The organism is Collinsella sp. SGI.241 (assembly GCF_050312955.1).
GTDB lineage: Bacteria > Actinomycetota > Coriobacteriia > Coriobacteriales > Coriobacteriaceae > Collinsella.
In genome coordinates this window covers 16174-31750 of the sequence record NZ_JBNPKM010000010.1, presented here as the reverse complement: position 1 = coordinate 31750, position 15577 = coordinate 16174, and the positions used below count along the sequence as shown (strand labels likewise).

Sequence of the window (15577 nt, the reverse complement as noted above, 5' to 3'; positions counted from 1 at the left end):
AGTATCGCCATCGATCAAGATGACGCCGTGCTTACCCATCTTTTTGTGAGGCGCGATGAGCGTGACGGCGACTTGCTCGATGTCTTATTTGCCCTTCGATCAGTTCTTGTCAAGCTCCTTTAGGCGGGAGAGGCAGCGATCCAGAAGTCCGCTCTTGGCATATGAGGCAAGAAGCCCGTAAGACTGTGGCAATGTCAAAAGACATACACAAGTGTCGGTCTTTTGACATCGGATGATTTTGGGGAGTGGCGTGCAACGATTGCGCGCCGGCATGACGGCGTCAGCGTTTGCCTACGTTGTAAAATCTAACGATATGAGCATCCCTGTTGCTTCAGTGCTTCGATGCTCTCGTCTTTAGCGCCCTCCGCTCAGTGGAGGACTGACTGCAAGCGGCGTAAACAAGAAAAGGGAGCAAGCGTAAATGAAAGCAACCGAGGCAAATCTACTCGACCTTATGGGCGTGGCGAAGATGCAGTTCGTCATTCCCGTGTACCAGCGAGTTTACTCGTGGAGTGTAAAAGAGTGCGAGGTGCTTTGGGATGACGTCATGCGAGCGGGTCGTGATGGCGTATCGCATTTCGTGGGGTCAATGCTTTATATCCCCGAGTCCGAGAGCTCTGCCACGAGTATTTCGCGCGTGCTTCTGATCGACGGACAGCAGCGCATGACGACGTTTTCGTTGATGATTGCAGCTTTGGCTGACTATTTGGAGAACAACCCCGACAAGGCCGGCTTCCTTGGCGACCTCAAGATCTCAGCGCTTCGGAAGAACTATCTCTTTAACGATGATGACTACAACGGCTTGGCGCGCTACAAGCTGGTGCTCTCGCAGGACGATAAGGAGACGCTGTTCTCCATCGTATCCGGGTCTCCCGTGCCGGATGAAAAATCGGATCGGATCGTCGAGAACCATGCGTTCTTCCGCGAGAAGATGCGTGGTAAATCATTTGATCCGGCAAGGCTTTGGGCGGGGCTAAACCGCGTGCAGGTCATCGACACTAAGCTCACCGCTGGCGTTGACAATGCCCAGCTCATATTTGAGTCCATGAACTCCAAGGGCAAGCCTCTCACGCCCATTGACCTCATCCGTAACTACGTTCTAATGTCGCTTCCCAACGACGAACAGACCAAGCTTTACGAGGGTTACTGGCATCCACTCGAGCGCTTGTTCGGAAAAGGCGGCGAGGACGAGTTCAATGCATTTATCTGGTACTGGCTGTGGCTTAAAGTTCCCAATAGGATGCCGAAGGAGAACGAGGCCTACTACGAGTTTAAGCGCTATTTCGCCGACGACTACGATGGTGACACCGAGGGCCTGCTTAAGGAGCTGCGCGGGTATGCACATAGATACGCCAGCCTGTTCCTTGGTAAGGAGAAGGACGACGGACTGCGCCGAGTGTTCGGCAGAATCGTAAGCCTCGACGTGAAGCAGATAAGGCCCCTCTTAATGTTGCTTTACTCGGTTTACGAGGGGAATGGGCTAAGCCGCAATGCGTTTTTGCGTATCTGCGAGACTATCGAGTCGTTTCTGTTCAGGCGAGCGGTTTGCGGCAGACTTACCACGGGCCTAAATAATTTCTTTGCCGGCATGTATCGCAATCTCGAGCAGCAGGACGATATCGAGGAGTACGTTACGGCGATGCTCCTTATCCACAGCAGCGGTATGACCGCATACTTTCCGACAGACGAGCATTTTGTCGAGGAGTTTAAGACGCGTGACTGCTACAACCGCTTCTCCAAAAAGCGCTATTACCTGGAACGCATGGAGAACTGGCACCACCCGAAGGAGCCCATCTCAGCCGACGAATACCAGATCGAGCACATCATGCCCCAGACGATCGATGATGAGCACGGCTGGAAGGAATCGCTCGGTGAGAACTGGGAAGACGTCCACGACAGGCTGTGCAACAACTTGGGAAATCTTACGCTGACGGGCTACAACCAGGAGTACTCAAACCGGTCGTTCTCGGACAAGATCAATCTGCCTGACGTCGGATTTAAGTGCAGCCCGCTCTACCTAAACAAATCGATTGTCTCGCATGAAAAATGGGGTGAGGAAGAGATTGGGCAGCGCGCGGACGAGCTGGCGAAAGAAGCGTGCGAGATATGGAAGTACCCCGATCTTCCGGCAGATGTCGTCGACAAGTATCGCCCCTCTCGTGGGGAGTCTGACGAGGCTCCTGTCTGGACTTTGCAGGAGAATCACCCCACCTTTGCTGAAGGCGGACTCAACCAGAAACTTTTCGATGAGATACGCGAGTCCGTTCTGGGTGGCAACCCTTCGTGGGAGTCCTATATAGCCAAGTACTATGTAGGCTTCAGGTCGGGCAAGCGAAAACTGCATGCCGTGTTAGAAGGCAGGACTAGCAACGGCGGCTGGATTGCCGTTGGCTTGGCAAAGAGTGTGGACGAGCTGATTGACCCGGAGGATATGTGCCAGGACAAACGCACGCAGGGCGGATTTGGGCCGGGTATGCCGACCTATGTTGCACTCCGTAGCGCTGACGATATCCCCGCGGTGCTCGATCTCATAAAGCAATGCTAGGTTGAAGGTCGGGAATCTAATTCCCGACCCTTGCCAGCTCAAAATCATCGATGGCTCATCCGCCTGTCTACATCCCCGCGATCCCACGCGCGGCGCTCAGCAGCTCGTACTCCCTCTGGCTCCACTGGTGCAGTTCGGCCGCGCGCACGGCATCGCGACACAGGTCCAAAAACACCTCTGCACCCTCGCAGAAGCACTCACGGGCAAAGTCACCCGAGCCGTCCGCAACGCACATGCCGTCTGCAAACAACTTCCAACTCGACGGCTCGCGCGAGTCGTTTCCGAGCAGCTTGATCTGCAACACATGCGGATTGTCGGCAGCGCAGAGCTCTTCCTCGAGCTTCTGTACCGTAAAGCGCATCTGGTGGGAGAGGCTGCTCTTAACCATGGCCGAGGCATAGCCGCTCGGTGCGTCCAGAAGATGCATTCGTTTTGGCTTGGCTGCCAGGTTGTGGAAGTTGCGCTCACTGCGCACGGAGAAATTGTCCATACGGACTCCTTTCATCGATGTTGGCAGGGCCACCGTGCCTCTTGGCCGGTTGGCGTCGGGATCGTGGAGCCAACTCTCTACCCCGACTCTGGATAAAACGCGCCCGTTCCTTGCGGGCACGATGGAGTCTATCAGCGCGCGCGGACAGAAATCAAGCGCCGCGTGCGAAATGATGTGCAGACGGCGCTTGATTACGCGGCAATTATTCGGCCAACATCCGGAAAAGTGTCGAAATCAGCCGTAAGAAAGTACGGAAAAGTGTCGGAATCGGCACCTCAAAAGTACGGAAAAGTGTCGAATCTGACGGTCTCAACATTCGGAAAAGTGTAACCGGATAACAAAACAGCACGTAGAAGCTGGTGCTACATATGGACGTTTCAGCCGCCCTCAGCCCTCGCTACTCGTCCCCGTCGTTGGGGTCGCCCTTGAGGTTGTTGACGTCGAGGTAGTCGTTGTCGTCCTCTTTTTGCTGCGTTGCCGATTCGGACTCGACGGGGCTGCGGAACAGCTGGAATCCCTCAAACGCAATGACGCCAAGTAGCACCACGACAATCGCTATAAAGATAATCTTTGCTACTGGATTGAAATCCAAAAAGCGCGGCGCCTCTTCCGCGGCGTAGTAGTCGCCATAATAATCGCCGTTGTCAGTGTGGCTATCGGTGTATGAGGATGTGGGCATAGCTTGCGCATGGTCGTCCGGCTCGTATTCGGAAGCGGACGCGGCGACAAGCGGGTTTACCGGCTCGCCGAGCGTCGGCGCGCCGGCAGATGTTTCGTCCAGATCGGCATCAGCCCAGGAATCGAAGGCAAACTGACGGGTCGCAAAGTCGTCGAGATCTGCAACGGGCGGTTCGGGCGCAAGATGCTGCGCGGCGGCGATAAACGATGCCGTCTCGGAAGGATCGCCTGCCGAATGGGTTCCGTCGCCCATGGGCTCGTCGGCGGTCCCGGGGCGGTCGCTCATCACGTCGTCGAGGCTCAACGCAAACAGATCGTCTTCGCCCTCGTCAAACGCGCGTTTCGCATGCCTGGCGGCAGAAGCGAAGCCTCCGCGGTCGTTGCGCGATGCGTTGCTCGACCCCATCTTGTTCCATCCTTTCGAACTGTCTAGTCCTTCGATTATATGGAACTTGCCTTGCGGCCGAGTCTTGGATTCGTGCATTCCAGAACTCGCGCCCAAAAGGGGAGGGGCGCAGGCGCACTGACTATTTGTCGCCGGCGGCAGCCTTTGCCTCGTTGAGGTAGCTATAGAAGCTGTACTTAGAGATGCCAAAGAACTCGCAGGCACGCTCGCTCGACTTGGAAATGAGGAAGGCGCCGCGACGGTCGAGGTAGCCAATGGCGCGAATGCGCTCATCCTTGGTCATAAGGGCTGCGGGCTTGCCCACGTATTGCTCGCACTCGCGCAGTAGATCTTCGAGCAAGTCGCCGATGGTTTTGGTAATGGGCTCGGGCTCGGTGTAGCCCGTGCCGTCGGTGCCGGTAAAGGCATCGAGCGAGCGCTCAAAAGCTTTCATGAGCGTAATGTCAAAGTTAATGCCCAAAATGCCGACAGGCTTGCCCTCGTCGTTGCGGATAAAGATGGTCGAGGACTTAAGCAACTTGCCATCGGCGGTTTTGGTGAGGTATGGCTCGCGGTCGTGCACGTCGGTGGTGTCCTCGTGCATGGACTCAAACACAATATGGCTGGGACCGTCACCCAGTTTGCGTCCGCTTACATGGCCGTTTTCGATCACTACGATGGAGTGGTCCACGTCCTCAGTCTCCAGATCGTGGACGACGACTTCGCAGTTGGGGCCAAACTGGAGCGCCAGGCCGTGTGCAAGGCGCTTATAAAACTCAATCTGTGCGGGGGTCATCGGTGCCTTCCTAAAAATTAGTTTGGGCACACTTTGCCATAAACCCCACTTGTTCGCAAATAACGAAAGCGTTGCTGCGTTATGAGCGCAACGCCGTCCGTTGGTTTCAGGCCTAAAGCTGGGCTGAGGTAAACCATGTAAAGGGGGCGCTCTGCCAAACGGCGGGGTGCCCTCTTTTTGCATCGTGGGCGCGCGGGATAAGCGCTTTCGATGTAGATGCCCCGCGACGCGCGTTATGGGTACGATGGCTTCAGGGGAGGTATCGCCATGAAACTTGGTTGCGTCATTATGGCTTCGGGCGAGGGCAAGCGGTTTGGCTCTAACAAGATGCTTGCCGACATCTGTGGAAAGCCGCTGATTGCCCGGACCATCGATTCGGTTCCCCGGGGCTTTGACGTTGTGGTTTCGACGCGTTGGCCCGAGGTTGCTCAGATTTGCGAGGACAAGCATTGCCCGTGCGTGCTGCATGATGGCGCGCTCAGGAGCGAGAGCGTGCGCGCCGGCCTTACTTGGGGAGCCGATCGCGATTGGAGGGGCTGCCTCTTTTTGCCGGGCGACCAGCCGCTCGTGAGTTCGGATTCCTTTGAGGCACTCGCCGGTGCTTTTAAGGCCAACGGCGGTGTCGCGCCCGTGCGTCTTGCCCTGAACGGCGAGCCGGCCTCTCCGGTGCTGTTCCCCGCGAGCTTCTTTCCTAACCTTATGGGGCTTAAGGGCAAGGACGGCGGATCGTCGCTGCTGCGCGGCCGTGCCGATATCCAGTTGGTCGAGGCACGTGCCTACGAGCTGTGGGATGTCGACACCGCCAAGGGCCAGCGCCGCGTCTCAGAACACGTTGCGGCCTGCTACGTGCCCCGCTAGCAGGGGGTGCCGCCAGGGTAGCTAATTTGGGACGGGGCTCTTTTAGCTACCCTGCCTACCTGATGATTTTTCTCTCAACATGGGGTAGCTAAAAGAGCCCCGTCCCAAATTAGCTACCCCTGGAGGCTGGTAGCGACGACGGGGCGGCCGAGGGCAGCCTCGAAGCGGTCGGCCATCGTGGGGTCGCTGAGCGCGTCGACTTGGTTGAGTATGACGTGCGCGGCGTCGAGCCTCAGCGCCTGCATCTCGGCATTGAGCACCTGGGCGACGCGCTCGGGCGTGGCGGTATCGGTGAGCTCGCAGCCGCAACGCTCGCAAAAGAGCTCGGGGCGGTGGACGGCTTCGTTGATGGGCTTGCCGAGCCCCGAGGCGCCAACGATCCAGACGATGTTGGCCGTGCCAGAGGGAATCACCGGCTCCCAGGCGGCGTGGGCCTTGAGCGGGAGCCGCTTGCTGCCGTCCGCCTCGGCCAAGACGTGGTTAAAGCGCTGTGCCAGATCGCCGAGCGGCTCGGCGGGGGCGGAGAGCTTGCCCGTCTCGGGGTCCAAGATACCTGCTTGGCAGATGCTTCCGCGCGCAAGGCCCGCGCAGGCCTCGCAGGTGCAGCCGGGGGCATGCGAGGCGCCCGGCTTCCAAGGTGCGGCGTCCAGGCGACGACCCGTCCCGTCCCATGGCACGCCGGCGACGGGAAACATATGCGTGGTGGTGCAGAGGAGCACGCGGCCGCCCGCGCGCATAAGCTCAAGGCCGAGCGCCTTTAGCAAGGTCGACTTGCCACCGCTGCCGATAATCGCGGTAATGCCCGGCTCGATCCTGAGCGCCGAGGCGAGATTGCCGCTAACCGTTTCCATCTGTTCACCGCCGTATAATACTGTGATAATAAATAATCATCAGAGTAGCGGTCGAACCGCTTTTGCTCTGCTCAAACCGTAGCACAGGGAGGTGCCCCGGAAATGCTCGTTTATGTTCGCGGCGCCGGCGATATCGCCACGGGCGTCGCCGCCCGTTTGGTGCGCGCCGGCGTGTCGGTTGTCATGGCCGATATCGCGGTTCCCACGTGTATCCGTCGCACGATCAGTTTTTGCGAGGCCATTCGCCTGGGCGAGGTCGAGGTCGAGGGCATTCGCGCCCGCTTGGCGCAGACGCCGGCAGAGGCGCTTGCAATTACCCAGGCCGGAGATGTTGCCGTTGTGGTGGATCCCCAGGCCAAGATGCTCGGCGAACTTAAGCCCGCTGCCGTGGTCGACGCGATCCTGGCTAAGCGCAACTTGGGCACCACGCGCGATATGGCGCCTGTCGTCATCGCCGTGGGGCCGGGCTTTACCGCGCCGGTCGATTGCGATGCCGTGGTCGAGACCATGCGCGGGCATTTTCTCGGCCGTGTCATCACCCAGGGCTCGCCCCAGCCCAATACGGGCGTGCCGGGTGTCATCGCCGGCTATGGCAAGGAGCGCGTTATCCACAGCCCCGCCGCCGGTGTGTTTAGGTCCCACCGCGCGATTGGCGACATCGTGAGTGCCGGCGATGTGATCGGGTATGCGGGCGACACTCCCATGGTCACGCAGATTGACGGCTGCTTGCGCGGGCTTTTGGCCGACGGCGTTCTGGTGACCGAGGGCTTTAAATGTGCCGATGTCGATCCGCGCGGCGATGCCAGCTATATCAACTATATTTCGGACAAGGCGACGTCGGTCGGCGGCGGCGTACTCGAGGCACTCGCCATGTTCACCGACGTTTTTAGGGGATAGGAAGCGACGATGGAAAAGCTCGATGTGGTGAATGCTGCGCTTGGCGCTCTGCGTGCTGGCGAGACGTGCGAACTCGTGGTCGTGGCCGGTACGGCAGGGTCATCGCCGCGCGGCGTGGGCGCCTGGATGGCCGTCTTTGCCGATGGCAGCCAAGCGGGCACCATCGGCGGCGGTAAGATTGAGCTCCTTGCGCTGGACGAGGCGCGCGAGCTGTTGGCAGCAGGGCAATCGCGCCTGGTCCGCTACACCATGGGCGGCGAGAACTCCGATACCGGCATGATCTGCGGCGGAGCCATCTGCCTGTGTTATCTGCACCTGGATGTATCGCAGGCGCCGTTGTTCCAGTCGGTTGCCGACGTCTTGGCGTATCGACGCATCGGCGACTTCGTCATCGACTTTGAACCGTTTATCGCAAGCGCGCTCGAAAGCGACGCTGCCGAATACCATGGCGAGGAGTCGCGCCGCACCATTGTGGGCTGCCCCGGGCTTTCGCTGACGGAAGAGGAGAGTAAGGTCACCTACACCAACGCCGCCTCCGAGATTCCCCCGGCGCACATCGAGACGCTCTGCCCCGAGGGCCTGACCTACATCTTTGGCTGCGGCCACGTGGGCGCCGCGACGGCGCGCGTGCTCACGGCGGCGGGCTTTGCCGTCGTGGCGTGCGATGACCGCCCCGGCACGTTGACGCCCGAATGGGTGCCCGGCGTCTACGACCGTCGTCTGGTCGACTACAAGAACCTGGACGAGCAATGCTCCATCGGTCCGCGCGATCTGGTAGTCGTCGCCACGGCGGGCCACAAGTCCGATATCGATGTGGTGATTCAGGCCTTGCGCGCCAAGCCCGCCTATTTGGGTTGCCTGGGTTCGCGCCGCAAGACGGCCTTTGTGCGGGCTCGCTTGGAGCAGGAGGGCTTTACGCAGGACCAGATCGACGAGCTGCACCTGCCGATCGGCGTTGCCATTCAGGCCGAGGACCCCGAAGAGATCGCCATCTCCATCGCCGCCGAGATGATCCATCTGCGTCGCACCAAGCTCGTCCCCCGCAAGCGCTAGTCGCATCCCAGGGGTAGCTAATTTGGGACGGGGCTCTTTTAGCTACCCTGCCTGCTCGATGATTTTCGCTCGCTGTTGGGTAGCTAAAAGAGCCCCGTCCCAAATTAGCTACCCCAGCCCTCTGCCGCATGCGGGTCAAAATGCTACTTGTGCCATATGCCCTATAATGTCCGCCCGTTGGGCGGCATAGGGCCGCTGCCTAGGGTATGGGAGGCGCAAATGGCAGAGTCGGTGGCAGGGGACGCCCTGTTCGAACGTACGGGAAAAGTTTCGTTTGTGCAGGTATTGCCCCATGCACTGCAGCATGTACTGGCGGCATTCGCGGGTATCGTCACGCCCGCTATCATCATCGCGTCGGTCTGCGGCTTCACGCCTCAAGAGGAAGCCGATGAGTTGCGGTGAAATACGGATTGTTTAAGCCGGTTAAGCCGTCAAACAGTCCCTATTTCACCGCAACTGTTTTTTGGGACCCATTTGTGCGGGGGAGTTGTGGAGTTGTGCAGGCAGACGATGTTTTTCTGGAAATACGCACCCAATGCGCGTATAGTACCGATTGTTTTGTCGGCTCCTGCTGCGTCGAGTCCAAACCGCGAAATGCCATGAGCGGCGCGGATGCAGTCAGGAGGCACGAGGACAACCCACCGTGGCCACGCCCCGTGCTTAAAACCCCAAGAAGGAGTGAACAATGGCAGAAGAGAAGTATGTGCCGCGTCTGAAGGCCAAGTACAACAACGAGGTCAAGCAGCAGCTTCAGGACAAGTTCCAGTACGAGAACGTCATGATGATCCCCAAGTTTGAGAAGATCGTCGTGAACATGGGTGTCGGCGAGGCCGCTACCGATTCCAAGGCCATCGACGGTGCCGTGCGCGACCTGCGCGCCATCACCGGCCAGCAGCCGATGATCACCCGTGCCCGCAAGTCCATCGCTACCTTCCGCCTGCGCGCTGGTATGCCGATCGGCTGCAAGGTTACCCTGCGTGGCGACCGTATGTGGGAGTTCTTCGATCGTCTGACCTCCGTCGCTATCCCCCGTATCCGCGACTTCCGCGGCATCTCCGCCAAGAGCTTCGACGGCCGTGGTAACTTCTCCATGGGCGTCACCGAGCAGCTCATCTTCCCCGAGATCGACTTTGACTCCGTCGATCACCAGCGTGGTATGGACATCACTTTCGTGACCACCGCCAACACCGATGAGGAGGCCAAGGCCCTTCTGGACGCCTTTGGTTTCCCGTTCAAGAAATAGGTTCACCTGCCCTATAAGCGCCGTTCCCACAAGGGGGCGGCGCTTGGGGCGAACAATACTCTATGTGAGGAGGATATAAGTGGCTAAGACATCGATGATCGTCAAGTGCAATCGCAAGCAGAAGTTCTCTACTCGTGAGTACACGCGCTGCCAGCGCTGCGGCCGTCCGCACTCTGTGTACCGCAAGTTCGGCCTGTGCCGTGTCTGCTTCCGCGAGCTTGCACTCAAGGGCGAGCTTCCCGGCGTTAAGAAGGCCAGCTGGTAAGTCACTACCAGCGTTTCAAGCATCCGTTTGGAACAGGGAAAACGTGCTAGTTAGGCTTTGCCGTTAAGGGCGGCGAAGAACCAAGAGCACGTGTTCATCAAGAACGAAGGAGAATCTGTATGAACCTTACAGACCCGATCGCAGATATGCTTACGCGCATTCGTAACGCTAACTCTGTGAACAAGGCCACGGTCTCCATGCCGAGCAGCAAGAAGCTCGTCGAGATCGCTCGTGTTCTGCACGAGGAGGGCTACATCGAGGGCTACGATGTCGAGGACACCGTTCCCCAGAAGACTCTGCACATCACGCTTAAGTATGGTCCCAAGAAGGCTAAGGTCATCAACGGCATCCGCCGCATTTCCAAGCCGGGCCTGCGTAAGTACACCGGCGTTGCCGACATGCCCCGTGTCCGCGGTGGCCTTGGTACCGCCATTATTTCCACCAGCCATGGCGTCATGACCGACCGCGATGCTCGCAAGCACAACGTCGGCGGCGAGATCATCGCTTACGTCTGGTAATTCGCTCGGTAGGTAGAAGGAAAGGAGATCACCGTGTCTCGTATCGGTAATAAGCCTGTCCAGATTCCCGCCGGAGTCGAAGTGGCAGTCAACGGCAACAACGTTGTCGTCAAGGGCCCCAAGGGCCAGCTCGAGCTCGATGTCTATGAGAAGCTCGCTATCAATATCGAGGACAACGTCCTCACCGTTTCCCGTCCCGACGACGAGCGTGAGACCCGTGCCCGCCACGGCCTCACCCGCGCCCTCATCCACAACATGGTTGTTGGCGTTTCCGAGGGCTTCGAGAAGAAGCTCGAGCTCGCCGGCGTCGGTTACCGCGTGCAGCAGAAGGGCAAGAACCTCGAGTTCTCCCTGGGCTTCTCGCACCCCGTGATCGTCGAGGCTCCCGAGGGTATCACCTTCGAGGTTCCCGACAACACCCACGTGAACGTCAAGGGTATCAACAAGCAGCAGGTCGGTCAGATCGCCGCTGAGATCCGCGGCCATCGTCCTCCCGAGCCTTACAAGGGCAAGGGTATCCACTACGTTGGCGAGCACATCCGCCGCAAGCTGGGTAAGGCCGCCAAGTAGTCGTAACCGACTCACTCGCATAAGACCAGCACCCCGTTAGGTGCTGGCAAGATCAACCTTTTTAGGAGTTTACGTATGAACAAGCATAAGGCGAAGCTGGAAGGCCTCAAGCGTCGTCAGCGTCGTGTTCGCGGCAAGATCTCGGGTACCGCCGAGCGTCCGCGTCTTCGTGTGACCCGTACCAACGCCAACATCTATGCCCAGATCATCGACGACAGCAAGGGCTCCAGCCTGACGCTCGTCTCTGCCTCGACCCTCGAGGCCGAGTTCAAGGGCACCCACACCTCGAACAAGGAGGCTGCGGAGAAGGTCGGTCAGCTCGTTGGCAAGCGTGCCATCGAGGCCGGCATCACCAAGGTCGCCTTCGATCGCGGTGGCCGTATCTACCATGGCCGCGTCAAGGCCCTCGCCGACGGTGCTCGTGCCGCCGGTCTCGAGTTCTAGGAGGTATGTAGCACATGGCTCGTAATCAGAAGCAGCAGCGCGAGGCCTCCGAGTTCGAGGAGCGCGTCGTTTACATCAACCGCGTGTCGAAGACCGTCAAGGGCGGTCGTCGCATGAGCCTCGTCGCTCTCGTCGTCGTTGGCGATGGCAAGGGCAACGTCGGCGTTGGCATGGGCAAGTCCGCTGAGGTGCCCATGGCCATCTCCAAGGCGTCTCTCGATGCCAAGAAGAACATGTTCCACGTGCCGGTGACCGAAGAGGGCACCATTCCGCACGAGGTTATCGGCCACTTTGGTGCCGGTCGCATCATCATCAAGCCCGCTGTCGAGGGTACCGGCGTTATCGCCGGCGGCGCTGTGCGTCCCCTCTTTGAGCTTGCTGGCATCAAGAACGTCCTGTCCAAGTCCCTCGGTACCGACAACGGCCTCAACATCATCAAGGCTGCCGTCGAGGGCCTCAAGGAGCTCTCCAGCCCTGAGGACGTCGCGGCTCGCCGTGGCCTGACGGTCTCCGAGATGTTCGTCGGTAAGGAGAACTAAGCATGGCTGACACCATCAAGATCAAGCAGGTCCGCAGCACCAACGGTTGCAAGCAGGACCAGGTCCGTACTGTCCGTGCCCTCGGTCTCCACAGGATCCGCGAGGTTCGCGAGATTACTGACAACGAGTCCGTCCGCGGCATGATCTTCAAGGTCAAGCACCTTGTCGAGATTGTAGAGGAGTAGCAAATGCAGCTTCACGATCTTACTCCCGCGCCCGGTTCCACCAAGAACCGCAAGCGCGTTGGCCGTGGCAATTCTTCGGGTCACGGCACCACTTCTGGCCGCGGCCAGAAGGGCCAGGGCTCTCGCTCTGGCGGCACCAAGGGTGCCGGCTTCGAGGGTGGCCAGACTCCGTTGGCTATGCGCCTGCCCAAGCTTCCGGGCTTCCGCAACCCCCGTCGTATCGAGTACACCGCTGTTAACGTTGAGCGTCTCGAGCGTAAGTTCGAGGATGGCGCTGTGATCGACGGTGCCGCTCTTAAGGCCGCTCGCATCACCAAGAGCGAGTTCGAGCCCGTCAAGGTGCTCGGCAATGGTGAGCTTACCAAGAAGTTCACGGTCAAGGTCGACAAGGTCAGCGCTTCTGCGCAGGCCAAGATCGAGGCCGCCGGCGGAAAGGTCGAGCTGCCGTGCTAAATGGTCTTAAGAATGCTTTCCGCATCAAAGAACTGCGCGAAAAGATTCTTTTTACCATAGCTATGCTCGTCGTGTACCGCATTGGTGCGCACGTTCCTGTGCCCGGCATTCCCTTCCAGGGGATGCTGGGCCTTTTCTCGACCGATAACAATTCGGTCGCCGCAGGTGCTATGGCCCTCCTGAATCTTTTCTCTGGCGGCGCGTTGAGCTATGTGTCGGTGTTTTCGCTGGGCATCATGCCTTACATCACCAGCTCGATCATCCTCCAGATGCTCCAGGCCGTTGTGCCTTCCCTGCATGAGCTTGCCCGCGAGGGCGAGGTCGGTCAGACCAAGATTACGCAGTATTCGCGTTACCTCACCCTGGCTCTGGCAATCCTCAACTCCGTGGGCTACCTCTTCCTCTTTAAGAGCTTCGGCATCAGCTTTAATGGCGCCGCCGCTCCCGAGATCATCTTCGACCTCATGATTGTCGGCACGCTCACCGCGGGCGCCATGCTGATCATGTGGATTGGTGAGCTCATTACCCAGCGCGGTATCGGCAATGGCATGTCGCTGATCATCTTTGCGAACATTATGGCCGGTCTGCCGCAGGCGATCTTCTCCAGCACCGAGGGCAATGGCGGTGGCATCATCACTATGGTGATCATCTGCGCCATCATCCTGCTGGTTATCCCGCTGATCGTTTTCCTTGAGCGCGGCCAGCGCCGCATTCCGGTCTCCTACGCTAAGCGCGTCGTGGGCCGTCGCATGATGGGTGGCCAGACCACCTACCTGCCCATCAAGGTCAACACCGCGGGTGTCGTGCCGATCATCTTCGCTTCGGCGCTGCTGTACTTCCCGGCTCAGGTTGCCGTGTTCTTCCCCGGCATCGGCTGGATTCAGGCAGTTGCCTCTGCGCTTTCGACCGGTTGGCTCAACTGGGTGCTTAACGTTGTCCTCATCGTGTTCTTCGCGTACTTCTACACCTCCATGGTGTTCAATCCCGATGACACGGCCGACAACCTTAAGAAGCAGGGCGGCTTTATTCCGGGCGTTCGTCCGGGTAGGGCTACCGCGGCCTACATCAAGAACGCGCTCAACAAGATTACGCTTCCCAGCGCTGTCTTTTTGGCGCTCATCGCCATCGTGCCTTCGATCATCTTCTCCTTCACGGGCAATCAGCTGATCCAGGCATTTGGCGGCACGTCCATCCTCATCATGGTCGGCGTCGTGCTCGACACGGTCGACAAGCTCGAAGGCCAGATCAAGATGTATGATTACGATGGATTCTTTAAATAGGCTAGAGGAGGATTGCTCATGAACCTCGTATTGCTCGGAGCTCCGGGTGCCGGTAAGGGCACCGTTGCACAGGAGCTCGTCGCCGAGTTTGGCGTCGCCCACATCTCCACGGGCGACCTGCTGCGTGCTGCCGTCAAGGGTGGCACCGAGCTTGGTATTCAGGCTAAGAAGTACATGGACGCTGGCGAGCTCGTTCCCGACCAGCTCGTGATCGACCTTGTCAAGGAGCGCCTTGCCGCCGATGACGCCCAGCAGGGCTTCATCCTCGACGGCTTCCCGCGCAACACCGCCCAGGCTGTGACGCTCGATTCCGAGCTCTCCGCCATGGGTCGCGAGATCGACTGTGCCCTTCTGGTCGACGTGGCCCCCGAGGTCATCATCGATCGTCTGTCTTCGCGTCGCACCTGCCGCGCCTGCGGTTACACCGGCACTGCTGCCGATGTTACCTGCCCCAAATGCGGCGGCGAGATGTATCAGCGCGACGACGATAAGCCCGAGACCATCAAGAACCGTCTCGACGTCTACGAGAAGTCCACGAGCCCGCTTGTCGATTACTATCGTGGCCAGGGTCTGCTCAAGTCGGTCAACGGTGACCAGGCTCGCGAGACCGTATACGGGGATGTCAAAGAGGCCCTCGGTCTATGATTAAGATTAAGTCTGCAACGCAAATCGAGCAGATGAAGAAGGCAGGAGCGCTATCTAAGATGGCGCTCCGCCACGTTGGAGCCATGGTGCGCCCCGGCGTTTCGACTTTTGAGCTCGATCAGCTCGCGGAGCAGATTATCCGCATGCATGGCGGCACCCCGGCCTTTAAGGGTTACGGCGGGTTCCCGGGGACCATTTGCGCATCGATCAACGATGCCGTGGTCCACGGTATTCCCAACCCCGATATGATCCTGCGCGATGGCGATATCATCTCCATCGATACGGGAGCCGTTGTCGACGGTTGGGTTGGCGATAACGCATGGACGTTTTTCGTCGGCACCCCTACGCCCGAGGCCAAGGCCCTGTGCGAGGTTACGCGCGATTGCCTTAAGGCTGCCATTGAGCAGGCTGTTCCCGGTAACCATATCGGGGATGTTGGTTATGCCGTCCAGTCCCTCGCCGAGTCTCACGGTTATGGCGTGCTTCGTGACTATGTGGGTCATGGCATTGGCCGCGTGATGCACGAGGACCCCAACGTTCCTAACTATGGAAAGAAGGGGAGGGGCGTTCGCCTCCAGGCCGGTATGGTCATTGCCATCGAGCCGATGGTAACGATGGGTTCCAACCATGTGAGCACGGGCTCCGACGGTTGGATCGTCACCACCAACGACCACCTGCCCGCCGCGCACTACGAGAACACCGTCGCCATCACCAATGACGGTCCGGTGATTCTCACCACGGATGCGCAAGGATCCTGGTGTTCGCTCCAAGGCGGAGAAATGTAAAAGTCGCCGCCCCCTGATGCCCAACCTCGCCTTTCAATTTCGAAGGCATGACCCCAAGGTCTATGCCTTCTCATTTCAAGGCGATCTTGGGCATCAG

General features: G+C 59.1%; 20 protein-coding genes and 1 riboswitch. Of the genes, 16 read left to right on the top strand and 4 right to left on the bottom strand.

Features of this window, described 5'->3' with window-relative positions; all coding sequences use genetic code 11:
* The first annotated feature begins 421 nt into the window (after positions 1-421).
* Positions 422-2545 carry a GmrSD restriction endonuclease domain-containing protein gene (locus ACQQ92_RS05850; protein WP_427796012.1) on the top strand — a complete coding sequence of 708 codons (2124 nt, stop codon included), beginning with the start codon at positions 422-424 and terminating at the stop codon, positions 2543-2545.
* 67 nt (positions 2546-2612) lie between these two features.
* Here ACQQ92_RS05850 and ACQQ92_RS05845 read toward each other — a convergent pair whose 3' ends face one another.
* The 3 genes from ACQQ92_RS05845 to ACQQ92_RS05835 all read right to left on the bottom strand — a co-directional run bounded on the left by ACQQ92_RS05845 (position 2613) and on the right by ACQQ92_RS05835 (position 4894).
* Positions 2613-3035: a hypothetical protein gene (locus ACQQ92_RS05845; protein ID WP_427796011.1), complete on the bottom strand. Its 423-nt coding sequence runs from the start codon at positions 3033-3035 to the stop codon at positions 2613-2615.
* Positions 3036-3043: 8 nt separating this feature from the next.
* Positions 3044-3134, bottom strand: a riboswitch (SAM riboswitch).
* 298 nt (positions 3135-3432) lie between these two features.
* Positions 3433-4119 carry a hypothetical protein gene (locus ACQQ92_RS05840; protein WP_427796010.1) on the bottom strand — a complete coding sequence of 229 codons (687 nt, stop codon included), beginning with the start codon at positions 4117-4119 and terminating at the stop codon, positions 3433-3435.
* Between the two features lie 121 nt (positions 4120-4240).
* Complete coding sequence (locus tag ACQQ92_RS05835) at positions 4241-4894, bottom strand: helix-turn-helix transcriptional regulator (RefSeq protein ID WP_427717686.1); 654 nt, start codon at positions 4892-4894, stop codon at positions 4241-4243.
* Positions 4895-5161: 267 nt separating this feature from the next.
* On the opposite strand from ACQQ92_RS05835, the gene ACQQ92_RS05830 reads away from it, so the two are divergent.
* Entirely contained in the window at positions 5162-5752 is a 591-nt protein-coding gene (locus tag ACQQ92_RS05830; protein WP_427796009.1) for a nucleotidyltransferase family protein, read from the top strand.
* Positions 5753-5865: 113 nt separating this feature from the next.
* Here ACQQ92_RS05830 and yqeC read toward each other — a convergent pair whose 3' ends face one another.
* Positions 5866-6603: a selenium cofactor biosynthesis protein YqeC gene (gene yqeC / locus ACQQ92_RS05825; RefSeq protein ID WP_427796008.1), complete on the bottom strand. Its 738-nt coding sequence runs from the start codon at positions 6601-6603 to the stop codon at positions 5866-5868.
* A 102-nt stretch (positions 6604-6705) separates the two neighbouring features.
* Here yqeC and yqeB point away from each other — a divergent pair, with 102 nt between their 5' ends.
* The 14 genes from yqeB (at position 6706) to map (ending at position 15480) form a co-directional block, all read left to right on the top strand.
* A complete protein-coding gene (gene yqeB / locus ACQQ92_RS05820) occupies positions 6706-7500 on the top strand; it encodes a selenium-dependent molybdenum cofactor biosynthesis protein YqeB (RefSeq protein WP_427796007.1) in 795 nt (264 codons plus the stop codon).
* A 9-nt stretch (positions 7501-7509) separates the two neighbouring features.
* A complete protein-coding gene (locus ACQQ92_RS05815; protein WP_427796006.1) occupies positions 7510-8553 on the top strand; it encodes an XdhC family protein in 1044 nt (347 codons plus the stop codon).
* 219 nt (positions 8554-8772) lie between these two features.
* On the top strand, positions 8773-8955 hold the full coding sequence (locus tag ACQQ92_RS05810) for a hypothetical protein (RefSeq protein WP_427717692.1): 183 nt from the start codon (positions 8773-8775) through the stop codon (positions 8953-8955).
* Positions 8956-9238: 283 nt separating this feature from the next.
* Entirely contained in the window at positions 9239-9796 is a 558-nt protein-coding gene (rplE, locus tag ACQQ92_RS05805; protein ID WP_154516073.1) for a 50S ribosomal protein L5, read from the top strand.
* 79 nt (positions 9797-9875) lie between these two features.
* Positions 9876-10061 carry a type Z 30S ribosomal protein S14 gene (locus ACQQ92_RS05800; protein ID WP_022094280.1) on the top strand — a complete coding sequence of 62 codons (186 nt, stop codon included), beginning with the start codon at positions 9876-9878 and terminating at the stop codon, positions 10059-10061.
* A gap of 119 nt (positions 10062-10180) precedes the next feature.
* A complete protein-coding gene (gene rpsH / locus ACQQ92_RS05795) occupies positions 10181-10579 on the top strand; it encodes a 30S ribosomal protein S8 (protein WP_006235262.1) in 399 nt (132 codons plus the stop codon).
* Between the two features lie 33 nt (positions 10580-10612).
* Complete coding sequence (gene rplF / locus ACQQ92_RS05790; protein ID WP_370450587.1) at positions 10613-11149, top strand: 50S ribosomal protein L6; 537 nt, start codon at positions 10613-10615, stop codon at positions 11147-11149.
* Between the two features lie 75 nt (positions 11150-11224).
* Positions 11225-11593 carry a 50S ribosomal protein L18 gene (gene rplR / locus ACQQ92_RS05785; RefSeq protein ID WP_118270231.1) on the top strand — a complete coding sequence of 123 codons (369 nt, stop codon included), beginning with the start codon at positions 11225-11227 and terminating at the stop codon, positions 11591-11593.
* 14 nt (positions 11594-11607) lie between these two features.
* Positions 11608-12132: a 30S ribosomal protein S5 gene (gene rpsE / locus ACQQ92_RS05780; RefSeq protein WP_154516070.1), complete on the top strand. Its 525-nt coding sequence runs from the start codon at positions 11608-11610 to the stop codon at positions 12130-12132.
* 2 nt (positions 12133-12134) lie between these two features.
* Entirely contained in the window at positions 12135-12317 is a 183-nt protein-coding gene (rpmD, locus tag ACQQ92_RS05775; RefSeq protein WP_154516067.1) for a 50S ribosomal protein L30, read from the top strand.
* A 3-nt stretch (positions 12318-12320) separates the two neighbouring features.
* Entirely contained in the window at positions 12321-12770 is a 450-nt protein-coding gene (gene rplO, locus ACQQ92_RS05770; protein ID WP_006235267.1) for a 50S ribosomal protein L15, read from the top strand.
* Positions 12764-14050, top strand: a complete 1287-nt coding sequence (gene secY / locus ACQQ92_RS05765) for a preprotein translocase subunit SecY (protein ID WP_370450586.1) — start codon at positions 12764-12766, stop codon at positions 14048-14050. Before rplO ends, secY begins: the two co-directional genes overlap by 7 nt.
* An 18-nt stretch (positions 14051-14068) precedes the next feature.
* Positions 14069-14695, top strand: coding sequence for an adenylate kinase (locus tag ACQQ92_RS05760; RefSeq protein ID WP_347486596.1), 627 nt, complete (start codon positions 14069-14071; stop codon positions 14693-14695).
* Positions 14692-15480, top strand: coding sequence for a type I methionyl aminopeptidase (gene map, locus ACQQ92_RS05755; protein WP_329738298.1), 789 nt, complete (start codon positions 14692-14694; stop codon positions 15478-15480). The genes ACQQ92_RS05760 and map overlap by 4 nt, the downstream gene beginning before the upstream one ends.
* Positions 15481-15577 lie beyond the last annotated feature (97 nt).